The organism is Halobellus sp., from assembly GCF_042218505.1.
In the GTDB taxonomy this organism is placed as follows: Archaea; Halobacteriota; Halobacteria; order Halobacteriales; family Haloferacaceae; genus Haloquadratum.
In genome coordinates this window covers 110,487-125,647 of sequence record NZ_JBDGQZ010000018.1, presented here as the reverse complement: position 1 = coordinate 125,647, position 15,161 = coordinate 110,487, and the positions used below count along the sequence as shown (strand labels likewise).

At 65.5% G+C, this 15,161-nt stretch carries 17 protein-coding genes; 8 read left to right on the top strand and 9 right to left on the bottom strand.

The window, feature by feature from the left end; all coding sequences use genetic code 11:
* Window positions 1-121: 121 nt before the first annotated feature.
* Window positions 122-1,243, bottom strand: coding sequence for a pyridoxal phosphate-dependent aminotransferase (locus tag ABEI27_RS06300; RefSeq protein WP_375798554.1), 1,122 nt, complete (start codon window positions 1,241-1,243; stop codon window positions 122-124).
* A gap of 244 nt (window positions 1,244-1,487) precedes the next feature.
* Here ABEI27_RS06300 and ABEI27_RS06295 point away from each other — a divergent pair, with 244 nt between their 5' ends.
* From ABEI27_RS06295 to ABEI27_RS06285, 3 genes are read left to right on the top strand one after another with little or no spacing between them, the layout of a single operon-like run.
* Window positions 1,488-2,570 (top strand): ABC transporter substrate-binding protein, encoded by a 1,083-nt coding sequence (locus ABEI27_RS06295; RefSeq protein ID WP_375798553.1) that lies wholly within the window; start codon window positions 1,488-1,490, stop codon window positions 2,568-2,570.
* Entirely contained in the window at window positions 2,567-3,457 is an 891-nt protein-coding gene (locus ABEI27_RS06290; protein ID WP_375798552.1) for an ABC transporter permease, read from the top strand. The genes ABEI27_RS06295 and ABEI27_RS06290 overlap by 4 nt, the downstream gene beginning before the upstream one ends.
* A complete protein-coding gene (locus ABEI27_RS06285; RefSeq protein ID WP_375798551.1) occupies window positions 3,445-4,269 on the top strand; it encodes an ABC transporter ATP-binding protein in 825 nt (274 codons plus the stop codon). The genes ABEI27_RS06290 and ABEI27_RS06285 overlap by 13 nt, the downstream gene beginning before the upstream one ends.
* Before the next feature lie 19 nt (window positions 4,270-4,288).
* On the opposite strand, the gene ABEI27_RS06280 is transcribed toward ABEI27_RS06285, so the two are convergent.
* The gene (locus ABEI27_RS06280; RefSeq protein ID WP_375798550.1) at window positions 4,289-4,483 is read right to left on the bottom strand and encodes a hypothetical protein; all 195 of its coding nucleotides are present in this window, start codon (window positions 4,481-4,483) and stop codon (window positions 4,289-4,291) included.
* Window positions 4,484-4,582: 99 nt separating this feature from the next.
* Between ABEI27_RS06280 and ABEI27_RS06275 the strand changes: the two genes are divergently transcribed.
* Complete coding sequence (locus tag ABEI27_RS06275) at window positions 4,583-5,932, top strand: DEAD/DEAH box helicase (RefSeq protein WP_375798549.1); 1,350 nt, start codon at window positions 4,583-4,585, stop codon at window positions 5,930-5,932.
* A gap of 45 nt (window positions 5,933-5,977) precedes the next feature.
* On the opposite strand, the gene ABEI27_RS06270 is transcribed toward ABEI27_RS06275, so the two are convergent.
* The gene (locus ABEI27_RS06270; protein WP_375798548.1) at window positions 5,978-6,379 is read right to left on the bottom strand and encodes a transcriptional initiation protein Tat; all 402 of its coding nucleotides are present in this window, start codon (window positions 6,377-6,379) and stop codon (window positions 5,978-5,980) included.
* Window positions 6,380-6,483: 104 nt separating this feature from the next.
* On the opposite strand from ABEI27_RS06270, the gene ABEI27_RS06265 reads away from it, so the two are divergent.
* A complete protein-coding gene (locus tag ABEI27_RS06265; protein ID WP_375798576.1) occupies window positions 6,484-8,037 on the top strand; it encodes a DUF790 family protein in 1,554 nt (517 codons plus the stop codon).
* 10 nt (window positions 8,038-8,047) lie between these two features.
* Here ABEI27_RS06265 and ABEI27_RS06260 read toward each other — a convergent pair whose 3' ends face one another.
* Complete coding sequence (locus ABEI27_RS06260) at window positions 8,048-8,599, bottom strand: hypothetical protein (protein WP_375798547.1); 552 nt, start codon at window positions 8,597-8,599, stop codon at window positions 8,048-8,050.
* Entirely contained in the window at window positions 8,596-9,534 is a 939-nt protein-coding gene (locus ABEI27_RS06255; RefSeq protein WP_375798546.1) for an RsmB/NOP family class I SAM-dependent RNA methyltransferase, read from the bottom strand. The genes ABEI27_RS06260 and ABEI27_RS06255 overlap by 4 nt, the downstream gene beginning before the upstream one ends.
* Before the next feature lie 109 nt (window positions 9,535-9,643).
* Between ABEI27_RS06255 and ABEI27_RS06250 the strand changes: the two genes are divergently transcribed.
* Together ABEI27_RS06250 and grpE are read left to right on the top strand one after the other, a co-directional pair.
* Complete coding sequence (locus tag ABEI27_RS06250) at window positions 9,644-10,387, top strand: proteasome assembly chaperone family protein (protein WP_375798545.1); 744 nt, start codon at window positions 9,644-9,646, stop codon at window positions 10,385-10,387.
* Between the two features lie 52 nt (window positions 10,388-10,439).
* Window positions 10,440-11,171: a nucleotide exchange factor GrpE gene (grpE, locus tag ABEI27_RS06245; RefSeq protein WP_375798544.1), complete on the top strand. Its 732-nt coding sequence runs from the start codon at window positions 10,440-10,442 to the stop codon at window positions 11,169-11,171.
* A 9-nt stretch (window positions 11,172-11,180) separates the two neighbouring features.
* Here grpE and ABEI27_RS06240 read toward each other — a convergent pair whose 3' ends face one another.
* On the bottom strand, window positions 11,181-12,104 hold the full coding sequence (locus tag ABEI27_RS06240; protein ID WP_375798543.1) for a DUF4349 domain-containing protein: 924 nt from the start codon (window positions 12,102-12,104) through the stop codon (window positions 11,181-11,183).
* A gap of 216 nt (window positions 12,105-12,320) precedes the next feature.
* Window positions 12,321-13,172 (bottom strand): polymer-forming cytoskeletal protein, encoded by an 852-nt coding sequence (locus ABEI27_RS06235; RefSeq protein ID WP_375798542.1) that lies wholly within the window; start codon window positions 13,170-13,172, stop codon window positions 12,321-12,323.
* Between the two features lie 146 nt (window positions 13,173-13,318).
* Here ABEI27_RS06235 and ABEI27_RS06230 point away from each other — a divergent pair, with 146 nt between their 5' ends.
* Window positions 13,319-13,516 carry a DUF5800 family protein gene (locus tag ABEI27_RS06230; protein WP_375798541.1) on the top strand — a complete coding sequence of 66 codons (198 nt, stop codon included), beginning with the start codon at window positions 13,319-13,321 and terminating at the stop codon, window positions 13,514-13,516.
* Between the two features lie 44 nt (window positions 13,517-13,560).
* On the opposite strand, the gene ABEI27_RS06225 is transcribed toward ABEI27_RS06230, so the two are convergent.
* Together ABEI27_RS06225 and ABEI27_RS06220 are read right to left on the bottom strand one after the other, a co-directional pair.
* Window positions 13,561-14,244, bottom strand: a complete 684-nt coding sequence (locus tag ABEI27_RS06225) for a dolichyl-phosphate hexose transferase (RefSeq protein ID WP_375798540.1) — start codon at window positions 14,242-14,244, stop codon at window positions 13,561-13,563.
* 78 nt (window positions 14,245-14,322) lie between these two features.
* Window positions 14,323-15,108 (bottom strand): ribonuclease H-like domain-containing protein, encoded by a 786-nt coding sequence (locus tag ABEI27_RS06220; protein ID WP_375798539.1) that lies wholly within the window; start codon window positions 15,106-15,108, stop codon window positions 14,323-14,325.
* Window positions 15,109-15,161 lie beyond the last annotated feature (53 nt).

Below are 15,161 nucleotides of genomic sequence, written 5' to 3'. Positions count from 1 at the left end.
CGTCGACGGGGTCGAAGGCCGAGCCATCGGGGACCGATCGACGTTGTTGTACCGAACGGCCCGCCGGTTCCCTCTGAGTAGACGGAAGGGCGTCTGGACGACAACGCCCTGAGAATCGCATTTACACGACGGCGTCGTACGCATCCGCCATAACGTCGAGTGCCGCCCGCAGCGACTCCTCGTCGGTCGCATACGAGAGGCGCGCGTACCCCTCCCCGTGGTCGCCGAAAGCCTCCCCGGGAACGACGACGACGCCCCGATCCAGGCACTCGTCGACGAAGCCCTCGGGTACCTCTGGCATCGCGTAGAACGCGCCCCCCGGCGTCGGCACGTCGAGACCGATTTCTTCGAGTCCATCGACCACGAGGTCTCGGCGCTCCCGGAACGACTCCGTCATCTCTGTGACCAGGTCCTGCGGCCCCGTCAGCGCGGCTTCGGCGGCGAACTGCGAAGGCGCAGCGGCGCAGGCCTGCGCGTATTGGTGGACGCGGAGCATCCGCTCGACCCGTCGCGTGGATCCCGTCACCCAACCGAGTCGCCACCCGGTCATCGAGTAGAGTTTCGAGGCCGAGTTGACGACGACGATGTTGTCGGTGTCGGCGAACTCCATCGGCGAGTGGAACTCCCCGTCGAAGACAGTGTACTCGTAGACCTCATCGGAGATGCAGAGGATGTCGTGTTCGTCGGCGATTCGGGCGAACTCCCGGACGTCTTCGGGCGGCGACACCGCACCGGTCGGGTTGCCCGGACTGTTGACGACGAACGCCTCGGTACTGTCGGTGATCGCCGCCTCGATGGCGTCGGGATCGATCGTCAGATCGTCTCGGAGCGGGACGGGAACCGGAGTCCCGCCAGTGAGTCGCGTCAGAGCGTCGTAGGAAACGAACCCCGGGTCCGGGATGATGACCTCGTCGCCTGCGTCGATGTGCGCCTCCAGCGCGACGTGAAGCGCTTCGGATCCGCCCGCGGTGGCGATCACGTCGCCGGGGTCGACGTCGAGTTCCTGGTCTCGCGCGTGCTTCGCAGCAATCGCCTCTCGCAGCGATTTCATCCCTTTGTTCTCGGTATAGCCGTCAGCGAGGCCGTCGCGAATGGCTTCGGTGGCCGCCTCGCGGGCGTGTGCCGGAGCGGCGAAGTCCGGTTGTCCCAGTCCGAGGTTGATTGCGTTCTCGCCGGCGGCCTCGAACACCTCGCGGATTCCGCTGATCGACACCTGCTCGACCCGGTCCGAAAAATTCGTCATACACTCGCTGGAGTCTGCCACCGGGTTAGGTCTTGCTTCCTCGGCCGAGCGCGCCGGTATGTGCAGGGCGGAAATATAAGCAATATAATCCGGTATCTGTGACGCCGATAGAACTGGTCCGCAGAGTTGAGAGGCGTGTTCGGGACTCAACGGGGCATATTAGAGCTTTTTTGACCGTCAGACCTGGGTGTGACGTTCGCCGCGTGCGCGATGATAATAAGTCAGCCTTGCCTATGGTAACCGAATGATAGACGATTCGACGACCGATCGGGTCTCGGTTTCTCGACGACGGTTACTCCGGTCGGCCGGTGCGGTCTCTGCGGTCGGCCTCACGGGCGTAGCAGGCTGTACCGGCGGAGGATCTAGTGGAAGCGGGAGTGACGGCGGTTTGGACGATATCAGAGTCGCGTACATGCCGATCTATCCGGATATGCAGTACTTCATTATGGATCAGGAGGGCTACTTCGACGAACTGTCGGCGACGATCTCCGGAGAAGTGTTCTCTGACGGACCGAGTATCGTCCAGGCCTCTGCGACCGGCGATTTCGACGTGATGATGTTCGGTATCGTCCCGGCGATGATCGTGATGGACAAGGGAATTCCCTCGAAGATCACCGCGGCGAACATCCAGAACGCGATGCAGATCCTCGCGCACGACGACTTTGCGGCGATGTGGGAGGCTGCCCCCTCGGGCGCTGAGGCGTTCACCCGATTCAAAGAGGAACGGGGTCGGCGGTTCACCTTCGGCACGTTCCCGCCCGGTTCGGTTCCGGACATCCTGCTCCGCTACTGGCTCGCCGAGATCGTTGGCGTCGATCCGGAAAACGACGTGAAGATCACCGCGCTCGGTGGGGCTGGTCCCGTCCGGCAGGCGCTCTTGGCGGGAGAGATCGACGGCACGTCGATTATGGAACCCGTCCCGACGGTGGCCCAAATCAAGGGCGCACCGTATCAATCGATCGCCTGGGCGGGCGACTTTATGCCCGGCCAACCCGCAGCGGTCACGCTGATGCACGACCGGCTCCGCAAGGACAACCCCGAGCAGGCGACGGCCTTCGTCGAGCAGCACCAGCGCGCGACGACGTTCGCGAATGAGAAGCCTGATCAGGCGGCACAGCACGCGAGCACCGTCATCGGGGAGTCGTCGCTGCCGGTCGAGATCGCTCGAGAAGCGATGGACTCCCGCGCCTCCGACTTCATCACCGATCCGCACAAGATCGCTGACGGCGCACAGATCTTCTCCGAGTACGCGAGCCAACTCGGTAAGACGAGTAAGGCGCTCTCGAACGACGCGATGTTCGACTTCGGGGCGTACGACTCGCTATGAGCCTCGAGACGGGAGCGGCGTCTGGCGCCGGCACGTCCGAGGCGGCCCAATCCGACGAGGATGACGAACCGGTCTCGACGAGTTCGCTCGCGGATCTCGATGCGACGAGTTTCGCGTCCGGGTTCGTCGGATCGGTCGCCTTCCTCGCTGCCTGGCAGGCTGCGGCAATGTCGGTCAACCGGACGTATCTCCTCCCGTCGCCGGTGGAGGTCGCGGCCGCGTTCGCCGTCGAACTCACCGCGCCGACCACGTTCACGGTCCCGTTCGTCGGCGTGGTCGTCCCGGCGACCCGACTGACGGCGAATCTCGCCCAGAGCCTCCTGCATTACCTTCCGGGACTGGTCGTCGGCAGCGTCCTCGGTATCGCACTCGGCGTCGGGATGGGATGGAGTGGACGACTCGACGACGCGCTCACGCCCGTCACGCGCTTCCTCCGTCCGATTCCGCCACTGGCGTGGATCGTCTTCGCCATCGTCTGGATCGGCATCGGGCACGCCGGCGCGGCGTTCATCGTCGGCATCGGCGCGTTCTGGATCAACTTCTACAACGCGTACGCCGGCGTCGAGGGCGTCGAAACGCACCTGAAGGAAGTCGCCGCGAGCCTCGGGGTCGACGACGACCTCACGATGATCCGGAAGGTCATCCTTCCGGCGGCGACGCCGTCGATTGCGACCGGGATCCGGACGAGCATCGGGCAGTGTTGGATGATCGTCGTCGCCGCCGAGCTGTTCGGTGCGCCCGGCGTCGGATTCCAGATCATCAACGCCGCACAGAACCTCGCCACAGACGTCAGCGTGGCGTATATGGCCGTCATCAGTCTCGTGTTCCTCGTGAGCGACGGGCTGTTCCGACGGGTCGAACGGAGGGTTCTCGCGTGGCGGGCGTGAGCGACGAGGACGCCTCGACGGTAGAGTCACCGTCGTCGCGCGACGACGACCAGACGAGTCCCAGGCGAGCTTCGAAGGTCGTCGTCGACGACGTCGGGAAGATCTACGAGTCCGAACGCCAGCAGGTCGAGGCACTCTCGGGCGTTCGCTTCGCGGTCGAAGACGGCGAGTTCGTCTGTCTGGTGGGTCCTTCGGGTTGTGGGAAGACGACGCTGTTTCGGACGATTGCCGGCCTCGAAGCCCCGACCAGCGGCGAGATCCGCCTGGACGGGGAACCAGTCACCGGCCCCGGAACGGACCGGGGAATGGTGTTCCAGGAGTACGGGCTGTTCCCCTGGCGGACCGTCCGTGAGAACGTCGCCTTCGGCCTCGAAGAGCAGGGCGTGCGCGGCGCTGAGCGGACCGAACGGATCGACGAGATGCTGCATCTGGTCGGACTCACCGACTTCGCGGACGCCTATCCCAAAGAACTCTCCGGCGGGATGAAACAGCGCGTCGGAATCGCACGGGCGCTCGCGGTCGACCCCGAAATCTTGCTCGCCGACGAACCGTTCGGGAGCGTGGACGCCCAGACCCGCGATATGCTGCACTCGGAACTGCTTCGCATCTGGTCAGAAACGGAGAAGACAGTACTCTTCGTGACGCACGACGTCGAGGAAGCGGTGAAACTCTCGGATCGAGTAGTCGTGATGGCCGCCGATCCGGGTCGAGTCCGCGAGGTCGTCACCGTAGACCTGGGTCGCCCGCGCGACCGCACGGACCCGGGATTCGGCGAGTGCGTGGATCAGATCCGCAGACTGATCGGAGAGTAGCGGCGGAGCGCCCGCCCGTTCAATCGCCGTCCGCCTGTGCCTCGCGCAGGCGCTCGACGTGGGTCATCACGACCGACAGCGTCGCGTCCGCGTCGACGTAGCCGCGATCGTAGTCGTCGTGAGCGGCGTCGACGTCGCGGAGGAACTCCGCCACCGTCGCCTCCAGCGACTGTTCCCCGCCCGTTTCGTCAGTTTCCTCGGATTCGTGGCTCATATCACCGGAGTTGCGCGCGGGTCGTGAAAAGCCCGCCGTCCGAGCCACCGGAGAGCCGGCGGCACACAGTATATATACGATCGCCCCGGACCTGCGAGCGTGCTCGTGTTGCGGTTCGAGGACGGGACAATCCGGATCGAGGGGCTCGAGGAGTCCACCGCCCGCGCCGAGTCACTCCCCGATGTCGTTTGGGACGACCGCGGATTGGTCGCCCGCGCGCCCGCCTTTCGGTACGCTGATATCCGGCGCGCGCTCTGCGAGTCGGATACGGCGTTCGAGGATCACGTTCGTCACGAATCGACGCTCTCGCTGTCGCACTCGTACGATCTGCGGCCGTATCAGCGAGACGCGGGTGCGGCCTGGCGCGACAACGACGACCGCGGCGTCGTCGAACTCCCGACCGGCGCGGGAAAGACCGTGCTCGCCGTCGACGCGATCGCAACTCTCGGCGTGCCCACGCTGGTCGTCGTCCCGACGATCGACCTGCTCACGCAGTGGCGACGCGAACTCGAAACCGAATTCGAGGTCGCAGTGGGGCAGTTCGGTGGCGGCGAGCAGACTCAGGCACGCATCACGGTCTCGACGTACGACTCGGCGTACCTCCGCGCCGAGGCGGTCGGCGGCGACTTCGGACTCGTCGTGTTCGACGAGGTCCACCACCTCGGCGGCGAGGGGTACCGCGACATCGCGCGACTGCTCGCGGCTCCGGCCCGTCTCGGACTGACGGCGACGTTCGAACGGTCGGACGGCGCTCACGAGGTGCTCGAAGACCTCGTCGGCCCGAAAGTGTACGAGGCGTCTGTCGACGACCTGGCGGGCGAACACCTCGCGGCGTACGAAATCCGGCGGATCGAGGTCGAACTCGGCCCCGAGGAACGCGAGGCGTACGAGGAGGCGCAAGGGACCTTCGTAGACTACCTGAAGCGCTCGAATCTCTCGCTTGCGAGCGGCTCCGACTACCGCAAACTGGTGATGCGCTCCGGCACCGACCCCGAGGCTCGGGAGGCCCTGTTAGCCAAGCAGCGGGCGCGCCGGATTATGATGAACGCCGACGCGAAGGTGGACACGCTCGGGCGCTTGCTCGATCGCCACCGCGGCGACCGCGTGATCGTCTTCACCGCGCACACGGACCTCGTCTACCGGCTCTCAGATCGCTACCTGCTCCCGGCGATCACGAGCGAGACCGGCGCGAGCGAGCGTCAGGAGATCCTCGATCGGTTCCGCGAGGGGACGTACTCCCGGGTCGTGGCCGCGAACGTCCTCGACGAGGGCGTCGACGTACCCGACGCCAACGTCGCGGTCGTGCTCGCCGGGTCCGGCTCCGAACGGGAGTTCACGCAGCGTCTCGGCCGGATCCTCCGCCCGAAGTCCGACGGCCGAAGCGCGCTGTTGTACGAGGTCGTGACCGAGGAGACTGCCGAGGAGCGCGTGGCCGACCGTCGGCGGTAAAACGTGTCTCGTCGACGCCGATTGTAGCGCGCGATAGCGACTCGCTCAGCCGACGTCAACGCTCAGGCTGCCGTTCGAGACGAACCGCTCGTACCCGACGTCGAACGTGACGGACCACTCGGCGGTCGAATCCGCATCGACCGTCACGGACGTCTGTGTCTGAAACTGCTCGCCACCCACGTCGGCCGTCACGGTCACCATCGCGGTCCGCTGCACGTCGCTTCGGTTCCCGACGGTCCCGAACACCCGGAGCGCGCCCGCGTCGGTCGCCTCGAAGTCGAACGTGCCGACCACCAGATCCGGTGGCGGCGGGGTCTGCCGCGGCTGGCCGGCAGGTGCCTCCGGGGGATTTCGCGGCCCCGTCGCCCGTGGTGCCGTGCCAAGACAGCCGCCGAAAACGGTGCTGAGTACACCCGCGGACATTCCGAGGAAGGTTCGTCGCCGCATCGTCTCTCGAAGGGTCGGCCGATGTGATGAGTCTTCTCCTGGGAGGCGGCCCGCGCCGACCGACCGGCGGCACGCTCTTGAGTTGCGCCCGCGAAATGATTTTTGTGCTGCGCAAGGACCTCCTGCGCGTCTCGCGGGCGGGCGGCGGGTACCACCCACAGTTCGTGGGGCGGGCGGATCGACCGCTGGCCGCGCGCGTCATCGGCGTGTGTCAGGGCCACGTTGGCGAACCGCGCCACCGGCTCGAGGCAGCGTTGGAGGATCTCGAACGCGACGCCGACGACTTCAAACTCGTCCGGGGGTTTGCTGCGCTCTTGCAACGGAAGGCGGAGTTCGAGATGCGGGCGTCACTGCCACCAGCGCGGGTCCGACGTGTCGCCTTTGAGGCCGCCGAGTCGGTCGGACCGGTCGTCACGGCGGCAGATCGTCTGGAGGCGCTGGACGCCGTCGCCGACCGGCTGGGGTCGGACCGCGAGACGGTCGAAGAGTCCCTGTACGCCGACCGCGACCGCAACGAGGTGCTGGCGGCGTTCGATCCGCGCTGGGACCCCGAACAACTGCTCGTCCAGTACAACCTTTCGCTGGCGCAGACCGCGTTGTTCGATGCGACCGAGGTGCGAATCCGGAGTTCGGAGCCGAAGCGGCTGGTCTCTGCGGTCAAGCGCCTCGGCCTGTTGTACGAGATCCGGCGCTTGAACGAGGGTGACGGGTCGAGTGACGGCACGGAGGCGCGCGAACTCGTGGTGACGGGTCCGGACGCGCTCTTCCGTCGAACCCGGCGGTACGGCACGGCCTTCGCCCGGCTGCTGCGTAGTGTCGCGGCCACTGCCGAGTGGTCGCTGACGGCGACGATCGACGACCGGGGGACCGAGCGGGAACTCCATCTCGGTCCCGACGACGTCTCGGTCCCCGACGTCGAGCCCGTGACCGAACCGACGTACGACAGCGGGGTCGAGGCCGACTTCGCCGCCCGCTTTTCGAATCTCGACCTCGACTGGGCTCTCTCCCGGGAACCGGAGCCGCTTGCGGCGGGCGCGCGGGCGATGATTCCCGACTTCGCCTTCGACTATGACCCGGGCGAAGCGACGGCCGACAGCCCCTCGTTCAGGGTCTTCTTCGAGGTGATGGGCTTTTGGACGCCGGAGTACGTCGAAAAGAAACTGGATCAGTTCGGCAGCGTCGCCGATGACGTCGAACTCCTCGTCGCGGTCGACGAGTCGCTCGGCGTCGGCGAGGAGATCGAGGCGCTGGATCACCGCGTGGTTACGTTCTCGAAGCGGGTCCGGGTGAAAGACGTGGTTGACGCCCTCTACGAGTACGAGTCAGACTTGATCGCGCGCGCTGCGGCCGCCCTCCCCGGAGCGTTGGTTCCCGACCGCGACGTGATCAGCCTCGAAGACGTCGCAGACGAGCGTGGAGTGGGTGTCGAAGCCGTCGAATCGGTGTCGTTTCCGGAGCACGAGCGTGTCGGTCGGACGCTGATCCGGCCGGCGGTGTTGACAGCGATCGACGCAGACATCGAAGCCGGGATGTCGCTGTCGGACGCCGAGGAGACGATGGCGAAGCACAGCGTGGAGGACGTTTCGGCGGTCCTCTCGCGACTCGGATACCGGGTTGCCTGGGAGGGGTTGGGTGGCGGCAGCGTCGAGCCAAAGTGAGTTTGCCGGCCTACGAGAGGTCTTCTCGCCGGCCCTTCGGAACGGTCGAACGGAGTTCCCCGTGGAGATAGAGGCCGACGCCGATCGGTTCGATCGCATCGGCAATCTCGTGTGCGGCGATCACGTAACCCCAGTCGCCGTCCCAGCGGGGGAGATCCTGATTCTCGCCACGCGCGAAGAGTTCTGCTTCGGATCGATCGAGGTGGACCACGTTTTCGGTTGCGACCCCGCCGAATCGCTGGACCGCGTCGGTCGAGGGTTTCCAGTGCTCCTGACGTGTCCGGAGGATACGCAGTCCCAAGCTCTCGACGGGGATCGGCGAGACCACGTCGGCCGCGAACGCCCAGAGTTTGCCGTTCCCCTTCTCCCAGAAGGTCTGTCCCGTCCAGGTCTCCGGGGGAACGCCGTATCGCTGTTCCCACCACTGAACGACCTCTTTTCGGGTCGGCCGACCCGGAACGTCACGCTCGGCGGCCGTCGCTGGTAATCGATCGAACTGTTGGCCGTCGTTCTCCGGAGGGATACCGTCGCCGTCATCACCGGGTTCGTTCGAGTCAGTCACGTAGTCACCTCCAGTTTCGCACAGAAGAACCCACCCGTGTCATTGCGGTGCGGGTAGACGCGGTGAGCCAGTTCGACCGACGGATCGTACTCGCTGCCGTCCCACTCGGTAATTCCCGGATCGGTCTCGAACCCCGCCGGCGGTTCCCACGCTATGAGGTCGCAGTCTTCGGTGTCGAGCACGTGATCAAGCACGGCTTCGTTCTCCTCGGGAGCAAACGTACAGGTGGCATAGACGACCGTTCCACCGGTACGGGTCGCCTGGATCGCCCGCCGAAGAACTCCCTTTTGAATGCCCACGACGCTCATCACGTGATCCATCGACCACTGCTCGAGTGCGTCGGGGTTCTTCCGGATCGTGCCCTCGCAGGAACAGGGCGCATCCACCAGCGCGCGGTCGAACGCCTCGATTCGCTTCCCGTGGTCGGTGCGGTCGCCGAAGGGCTTGAACGAGTAGTTCCGCGCGTCCTGATTCGTCACGACGAGGTTCGTGATTCCCAGTCGCTCGGCATTGTGCCGGAGCGCAGAGAGACGCCCGAGGTTGTTGTCGTTGCCCACAAGCGTCCCTCGATCGTCCATCAGGTCCGCGAGTTGGGTCGTCTTACTCCCAGGCGCCGCGCAGGCGTCCCAGACGACCTCGCCGGGTTGGGCATCGAGTGCGAGGGCCGGAAGCGCCGACACCTCCTCCTGCCCGTGGAGCCAGCCGTGAAAGTACGGCCACGACGTTCCGGGGCCGCGTTGTTCGAGCCGAAGCATCCCGGGATGCCAGTCGGTCGGTTCGTATTCGACGTCCGCGTCGTCGAGCGCCGCGCGAGCGCGGGTGATCGACGTCTTCAGCGTGTTGACGCGGACGACCGACGGGAGCGGCCGGTCGCACGCCGCACGAAACGCGTCGAAGTCGTCGACGAGCGACGCGTACCGCTCGAGTGGTTGCATACGACGAGCAACTCGGCGTACGCGCTTGTGAATGTCGGTTCGTGGGAGCGACCAGATCCTCGCGCCCCGGCCCCAGCGATTTTAGTGCTGTTGCACTCTTGAGTCGAATATGACCCGCATCTCCGTCCTCGCAGATGACGTCTCGCTCACGCAGCCGTGCCTGGTCGAGGGATTCCCCGGCGTCGGACTCGTCGGCAAGATCGCGTCGGATCACCTCGTCGAGGAGTTCGAGATGACGCACTACGGGAACATCTACTGCGACGGCGTGCCGAGAGTCGCCGTCTATCAGGAGGAGGAGGCGCAACTCCATCCGCCGGTTCGCCTCTATGCCGACGAGAAGCGGGACCTCCTCGTGCTGCAGAGTGACGTCCCCATTCAGCCGGAGGCTGCTGATTCTCTCGCCGAGTGTCTCTCCGGGTGGTTCGACGATTTGGACGTGACGCCGCTGTATCTCTCTGGAATCCCGAATGAGAAGCAGGAGGGGCACATCCCATCGCTCTACGGCCTCGGCGTGAGCGATGGGATCGACCTCGTCTCACAGGCCGGAATCGACGCGCCGTCGGAGACCGGACTCGTCTCCGGGCCGACCGGCGTCCTCCTGAGCGCCGCGGTCGAAGCCGACCGAGTCGCCGTCGGACTCGTCGTCGAATCGGATCCGCGCTTTCCCGATCCGGAAGCGGCACGGATCCTGATCAAGGAGGGAATCGAGCCGCTGGCCGACGTGGAGGTGCCGGTAAACGACCTTGTCGACCGAGCCGAGCAGATCCGACAGGCGAAAGAACGGCTCGCAAAGCGGATGCAAGAGGCCAGCGAGGAGAGTTCCCAGGCCCGTCCGATCGGGATGTACCAGTAGGGCCTCGGCGCGTTTCTACACGTTTAAGACGCGCGGAGTACTCTCTGCGGATATGAGCGAAGAGTCCCCCGAGAGCCGTTCTGCCGCCGAAGACGATGGAGAGAGTGCGCGCGTCGAACAGGCCGACGAACGGACCGACGGGGCCGACGAGACCGAGGCAGTCGATGCGACTGCAGCGGACGATGAGCCGGAGAGCCCGACTGTCGAAGGGCCGGAGTCGGCCCTGGTCTCTCGCGTCACCGAGTTCGACGAGACGCTCGCCGAAGACGTCGCAGCGCTGGAGGCTCGGCTCGCGGCGACCGAAGCGGAACTCGAGGAGCGCGATGAGCGTATCGAAGAACTCGAATCAGCGCTGAAGCGATCGAAGGCGGATTTCAAGAACTACAAGAAGCGCGCGAAAAAGCGGCAAGAGGAGATCCGCGAGCGCGCGACTGAGGACTTCGTCGGCCGGATCGTCAGCGTCCGTGACAATCTCGTCCGCGCACTAGAGCAGGACGAGGATGCCGACATCCGCCCCGGCGTCGAATCGACGCTGGAGGAGTTCGATCGGATCCTCGAAGAGGAGAACGTCGAGGCAATCGAGCCCGAACCCGGCAGCGACGTGGACCCCACGCGCCACGAGGTGCTGATGCGAGTCGACAACGACCTTCCCGAGGGGAGCGTCGTCGACGTCTACCGACCCGGCTACGAGATGGCCGGGGCGGTGGTCCGCGAGGCCCAGGTGACAGTTAGCACTGGCGAAGGCGGCGACGACAGCGCGAGCGCCGCCGCCGGCGAGGAGTAACCTCGCTTCTCACGGGACGATCCGTCCCCGGTAGCGCCAGACGACGCCGACGACGACGAACACCGGAAGCGCGAACGCGATGAGATACGGGAGCGCGTATGCGGTCCCGACAACGAGCGCTCGGGCGACAGTAACCACACCATCGACCGACTGGAGGAACGCCGACAGCACCGGCGTGTCGTACCAGCGGTCGGGCGCGACCCGGTCAGGCGTCGGGCGGGGCTCTTCGAGTCGCACTGTCAGCGTCGAGAAGGCGACCTGATTCTGTAGCGATTGCAATCGGGCTTCGAGCCGTTCGATCTCCTGTTGCACGTCGGAGAGTTCCTGCTGGACGGCGAGCACGTCCTCGGTCGTGTTCGCCTGCTGGTAGAGGGTTCTGAGACGGTCGCGCTCGGCCCGGAGATTCTTCAGTCGCGCCCGGATATCGACGATCTGCCCGGTCACGTCGCGAGCATTGGTCTCGACCGATTCGACCTGGCCAAGCGCCTTCGCATCGTTGAGGAGTGTCTCGAACTCCGACTGGGGGACCCGAAGTACGACTTGGCCGCGCACCCAGGTCTGGTTGTCTATCTCGCGACGTTCCTGCGACGTGTCCGCGACGTAACCGCCGTACTGTTCTGTTTTCGCGGTGATGTTCGAGCGGGCTCGCTCGAAGTCATCGACCGTGACGACGACCGTGCCGGTCTTGATCACCTGCCGTTCCTGGACGGTGACCGCCGAGTCTTCGCTCTCGCGGGACTGGTCCCCTGCGTCCCGGGCCACTGCTGTGCCTGTCGGCGCACCAGTTGCTTCGGCTCCCGACGCTGCGAGCTCGGTTGCCTGTTCGTACCCCTCGTCACTCCCGCCGCCGCTGCCGCCCCCGGTCGCGCCGCAACCAGCGAGCGCGACCAGCGCAACGAGTGCGAGGATCGCAAGTGTCCGTCTCGATGCCATCACGCACGTTTGTACACTGGTTAATGGGAAAGACGCGCCGGTGGCACAAAGGCGTCTTTGAGTGTTACTCGTGAGTATCGAGTAATGCGAACAGCCGGCGGGAGGGACCCGCGCTGGGGTGCTGGACAACCGCTGACCGACGCGGGGTACAGGTTACGTCACAGGGCGTCTGGTCCCAGGTTCGTATATAACCGTTCGCGACCCTTCGCAGATGCCTCACTCGGCGTCGCGTGAGCCGTTCGGACGGACGAGGCGGACGTCGCCCTGTGCCCGGATCGTCCCGTCGATCTCCGCGCCGTCGTGGAGTTCCAGTTCCGAACACGAGACGTCGCCGAGAATCCGCGCCCCGTCGGCAATCGTGACCGCCCCGTCGCGTGTGGTCACGTCACCGTGGATCCGGGTGCCGCTGCCGACGCTGATGTCGCCACGGGCGCGGAGGCTTCCGAAGATGTTGTTGTCCTCGCCGACGGTCAGTCGCTCCGCGCGGACGTTGCCGTGGAGCCGACACCCGTCTCCGACCGTCGCGGGCGTCGAAGCTTGCCAGGCATCGTCGGAGACAGTCGACCCGCGCGGGATCACGAGCGGGTCGTCCTCGCTGTCGCCAGAGAGCGCCTGCGCGAGTTCGTCGGCAGCGTCATTCTCCCCGAGTCGGAGCAACTGCGACAGCACCACGAAATAAAAAATAAGCGTCGGGACCGGGTTCCGGATGACGATCCAGCCGTTGGCCTCGAATCCCTCCTCAATGTCCACGTCGTCACCGATGTCCAGATCACCCGAGACCATCAGTCGGCCGGCAATGTGGACCCGTTCGCCGAGATACGCGTCCTCGCCGACAAGAACGTTGCCGGCGACGTCGCACCACACGTCGAGTCGGCAGTCGCCTTCGGCCTCGATGTCGCCGCCGAAGGTGACCCGTTCGCCCGCGAGGACGTTCCGACCGCGGACGCCGAACTCGACCGTGCTCTGACCGCCGACGACGACGTCACCATCGGTCACGAGGTCGTGCTCCTCGACGGTGGTCCCGTCCGGAATCTCGAGCGCATCGAGCGGGTCTTGACCGAGTGCCACACTCCGGATCAACACACGCGACCTATTAAACGGCGCGTCAGACGCTCGTCGGACGCTCCACGGAGGGGGGAGACGCCGAACCGAGGCCGCAATCGGGGCCGATCCGTACTGATGGGCTTTTACTCTGTCGTCGATTACGCCGAGGTATGACTGTACTTTCGTTCGACGAGAGCGGTGTCGACGTTGTCTACGAAGGGACCGAGTTCAGGTTGGGGAAAGACCTCATCGAGGAGGCCACAGAGAAGCCCTATCCGGATGTGACCGACCACGAGGTGTTGAAGATAGTCGAGGAGAGCCCGTCGCTGAACGGTGAGCCTCGACGGATCAAAGACATCATTCGCTGAGGACTACCGTCAGTCGGTTCCGGTCGTTCCGCTCGTCGGTGCGGTCACTGGAACCGCTCTTCGAGGCAGACCTTCACGATCGACTTCGCGATGGCCGCGCCGCCCTCGATGGGATCGAGTTTCGTCTCCCCCGCGCGCTCGCGGTACGGGATCGGCTCCTCTCGGACCTCGTAGCCGCGCATCAACGGTCGAATCAGGAGTTCCGCAGACAGTCCCGTGTTCTCGGTCCACTCGATGTCGTGCAGGAGCTCCCGCCGGTAAGCGCGCATCCCAGTCGTCGTATCGTGGACGCGCTCGCCCATCAGCCCCGAAGCCAAGAGGGCGAACGCGACGTTGCCAAGGCGGTTGAACGTGGGCATCGCCTCGGCCCCGTGGTAGAGCCGATCGCCGGAGACGACGTCGTAGCCCTCGTTAATCAACTCCAGGAACGCCGGGAGTTTCCCCATCGGATAGGTATCGTCGCAGTCAGTCGTGACCACGACCGGCCGGTCGGGAGCGAGAACCGCCTCCCGGACGGCGTAGCCGTACCCCATCGGCGGCTGTTCGATCACGGTCGCGCCGTGCTCGCGAGCGATTTCCGGCGTCCGATCGTCGGAACTGTCAACGCAGACGATCTCCGCGCGCCCGCCAGTGACCGACTCGATGTCCCCGAGAACGCTCTCGATGGCTGCCTCCTCGTTGTATGTCCCCATCACGACCGCCAGGTCGTCGAAGGTGTACGCGGTCATTGCCCGCCGTTTCGTCCGGGGGTATTTGTATTTTTAGGTTCGCCAAAAATAGCGGCGACGCGACAGGGGATCGATCGGTCAGGACCGGGGATCAGGAATGCCCGCAGGTTCGCCGGCGACAGCACCCAGTGAGTCGTCGTGGAGGCGTCTGGCGACCACGTCGGCCAAGTTCTGGAGGTTCTCCGTGTCCTCGCGGTTGTACGACACCAGCGTGTCGAGCGCGCCGTCGTCGTCGTCGCGGGCGTACTGGTGCCAGAGCCGCACGGCGTCTCTACCAGAGAGATCGGGTCTGTCGCGGTCGATCCCGACCTCCCGCTCGATGGCTTTCAGCCCGCCGGTCAGATCGACGCGACGGCAGGGATACATCAGATCCAGGTGTGGCGCCTCGATGGATACGTCGAAGTTGTCCTCGAGGAACGGCACATCGAACTGCTTACCGTTAAACGAGACGACGAGCGGGGCGTTGCGGAACTGGTCACGGAGGGACTTGCCGGTGAGATTCTCGCCGCGGACGAGCGTCGTGGTCTCGCCGCCCCGCGTGACAGAGACCGTAGTCACGTCGTTGCGGGCGGCGTCGAGGCCGGTCGTCTCGATGTCGAAGAAGACCGCCCGGTCCCTGAAGTTCTCATACAGCCGCCAGTTCTCTCTCGTCGGAAAGCGCTTACCGAAATAGTGTGCGTCGTCGTCGTCGAGGTGTTCGAGCGCCTCCGCAAGGAACGATTCGACCCGGTCGCCCGTCTTCGGCCCAACCGGTGCCCGCGCGGGGTTGAAATCCTCCCACGTCAGAATGCCCGCCTCCCACAGCGACCGCTCTCGGGTCTCGCCGACACCCTCCGCGGGGACGAAACTGTTCTCGATACGCATACGAAGAGGAGAGAGCGGTGGATGCCTAAGCGTGTCGGAGACGGCGTCCGCGG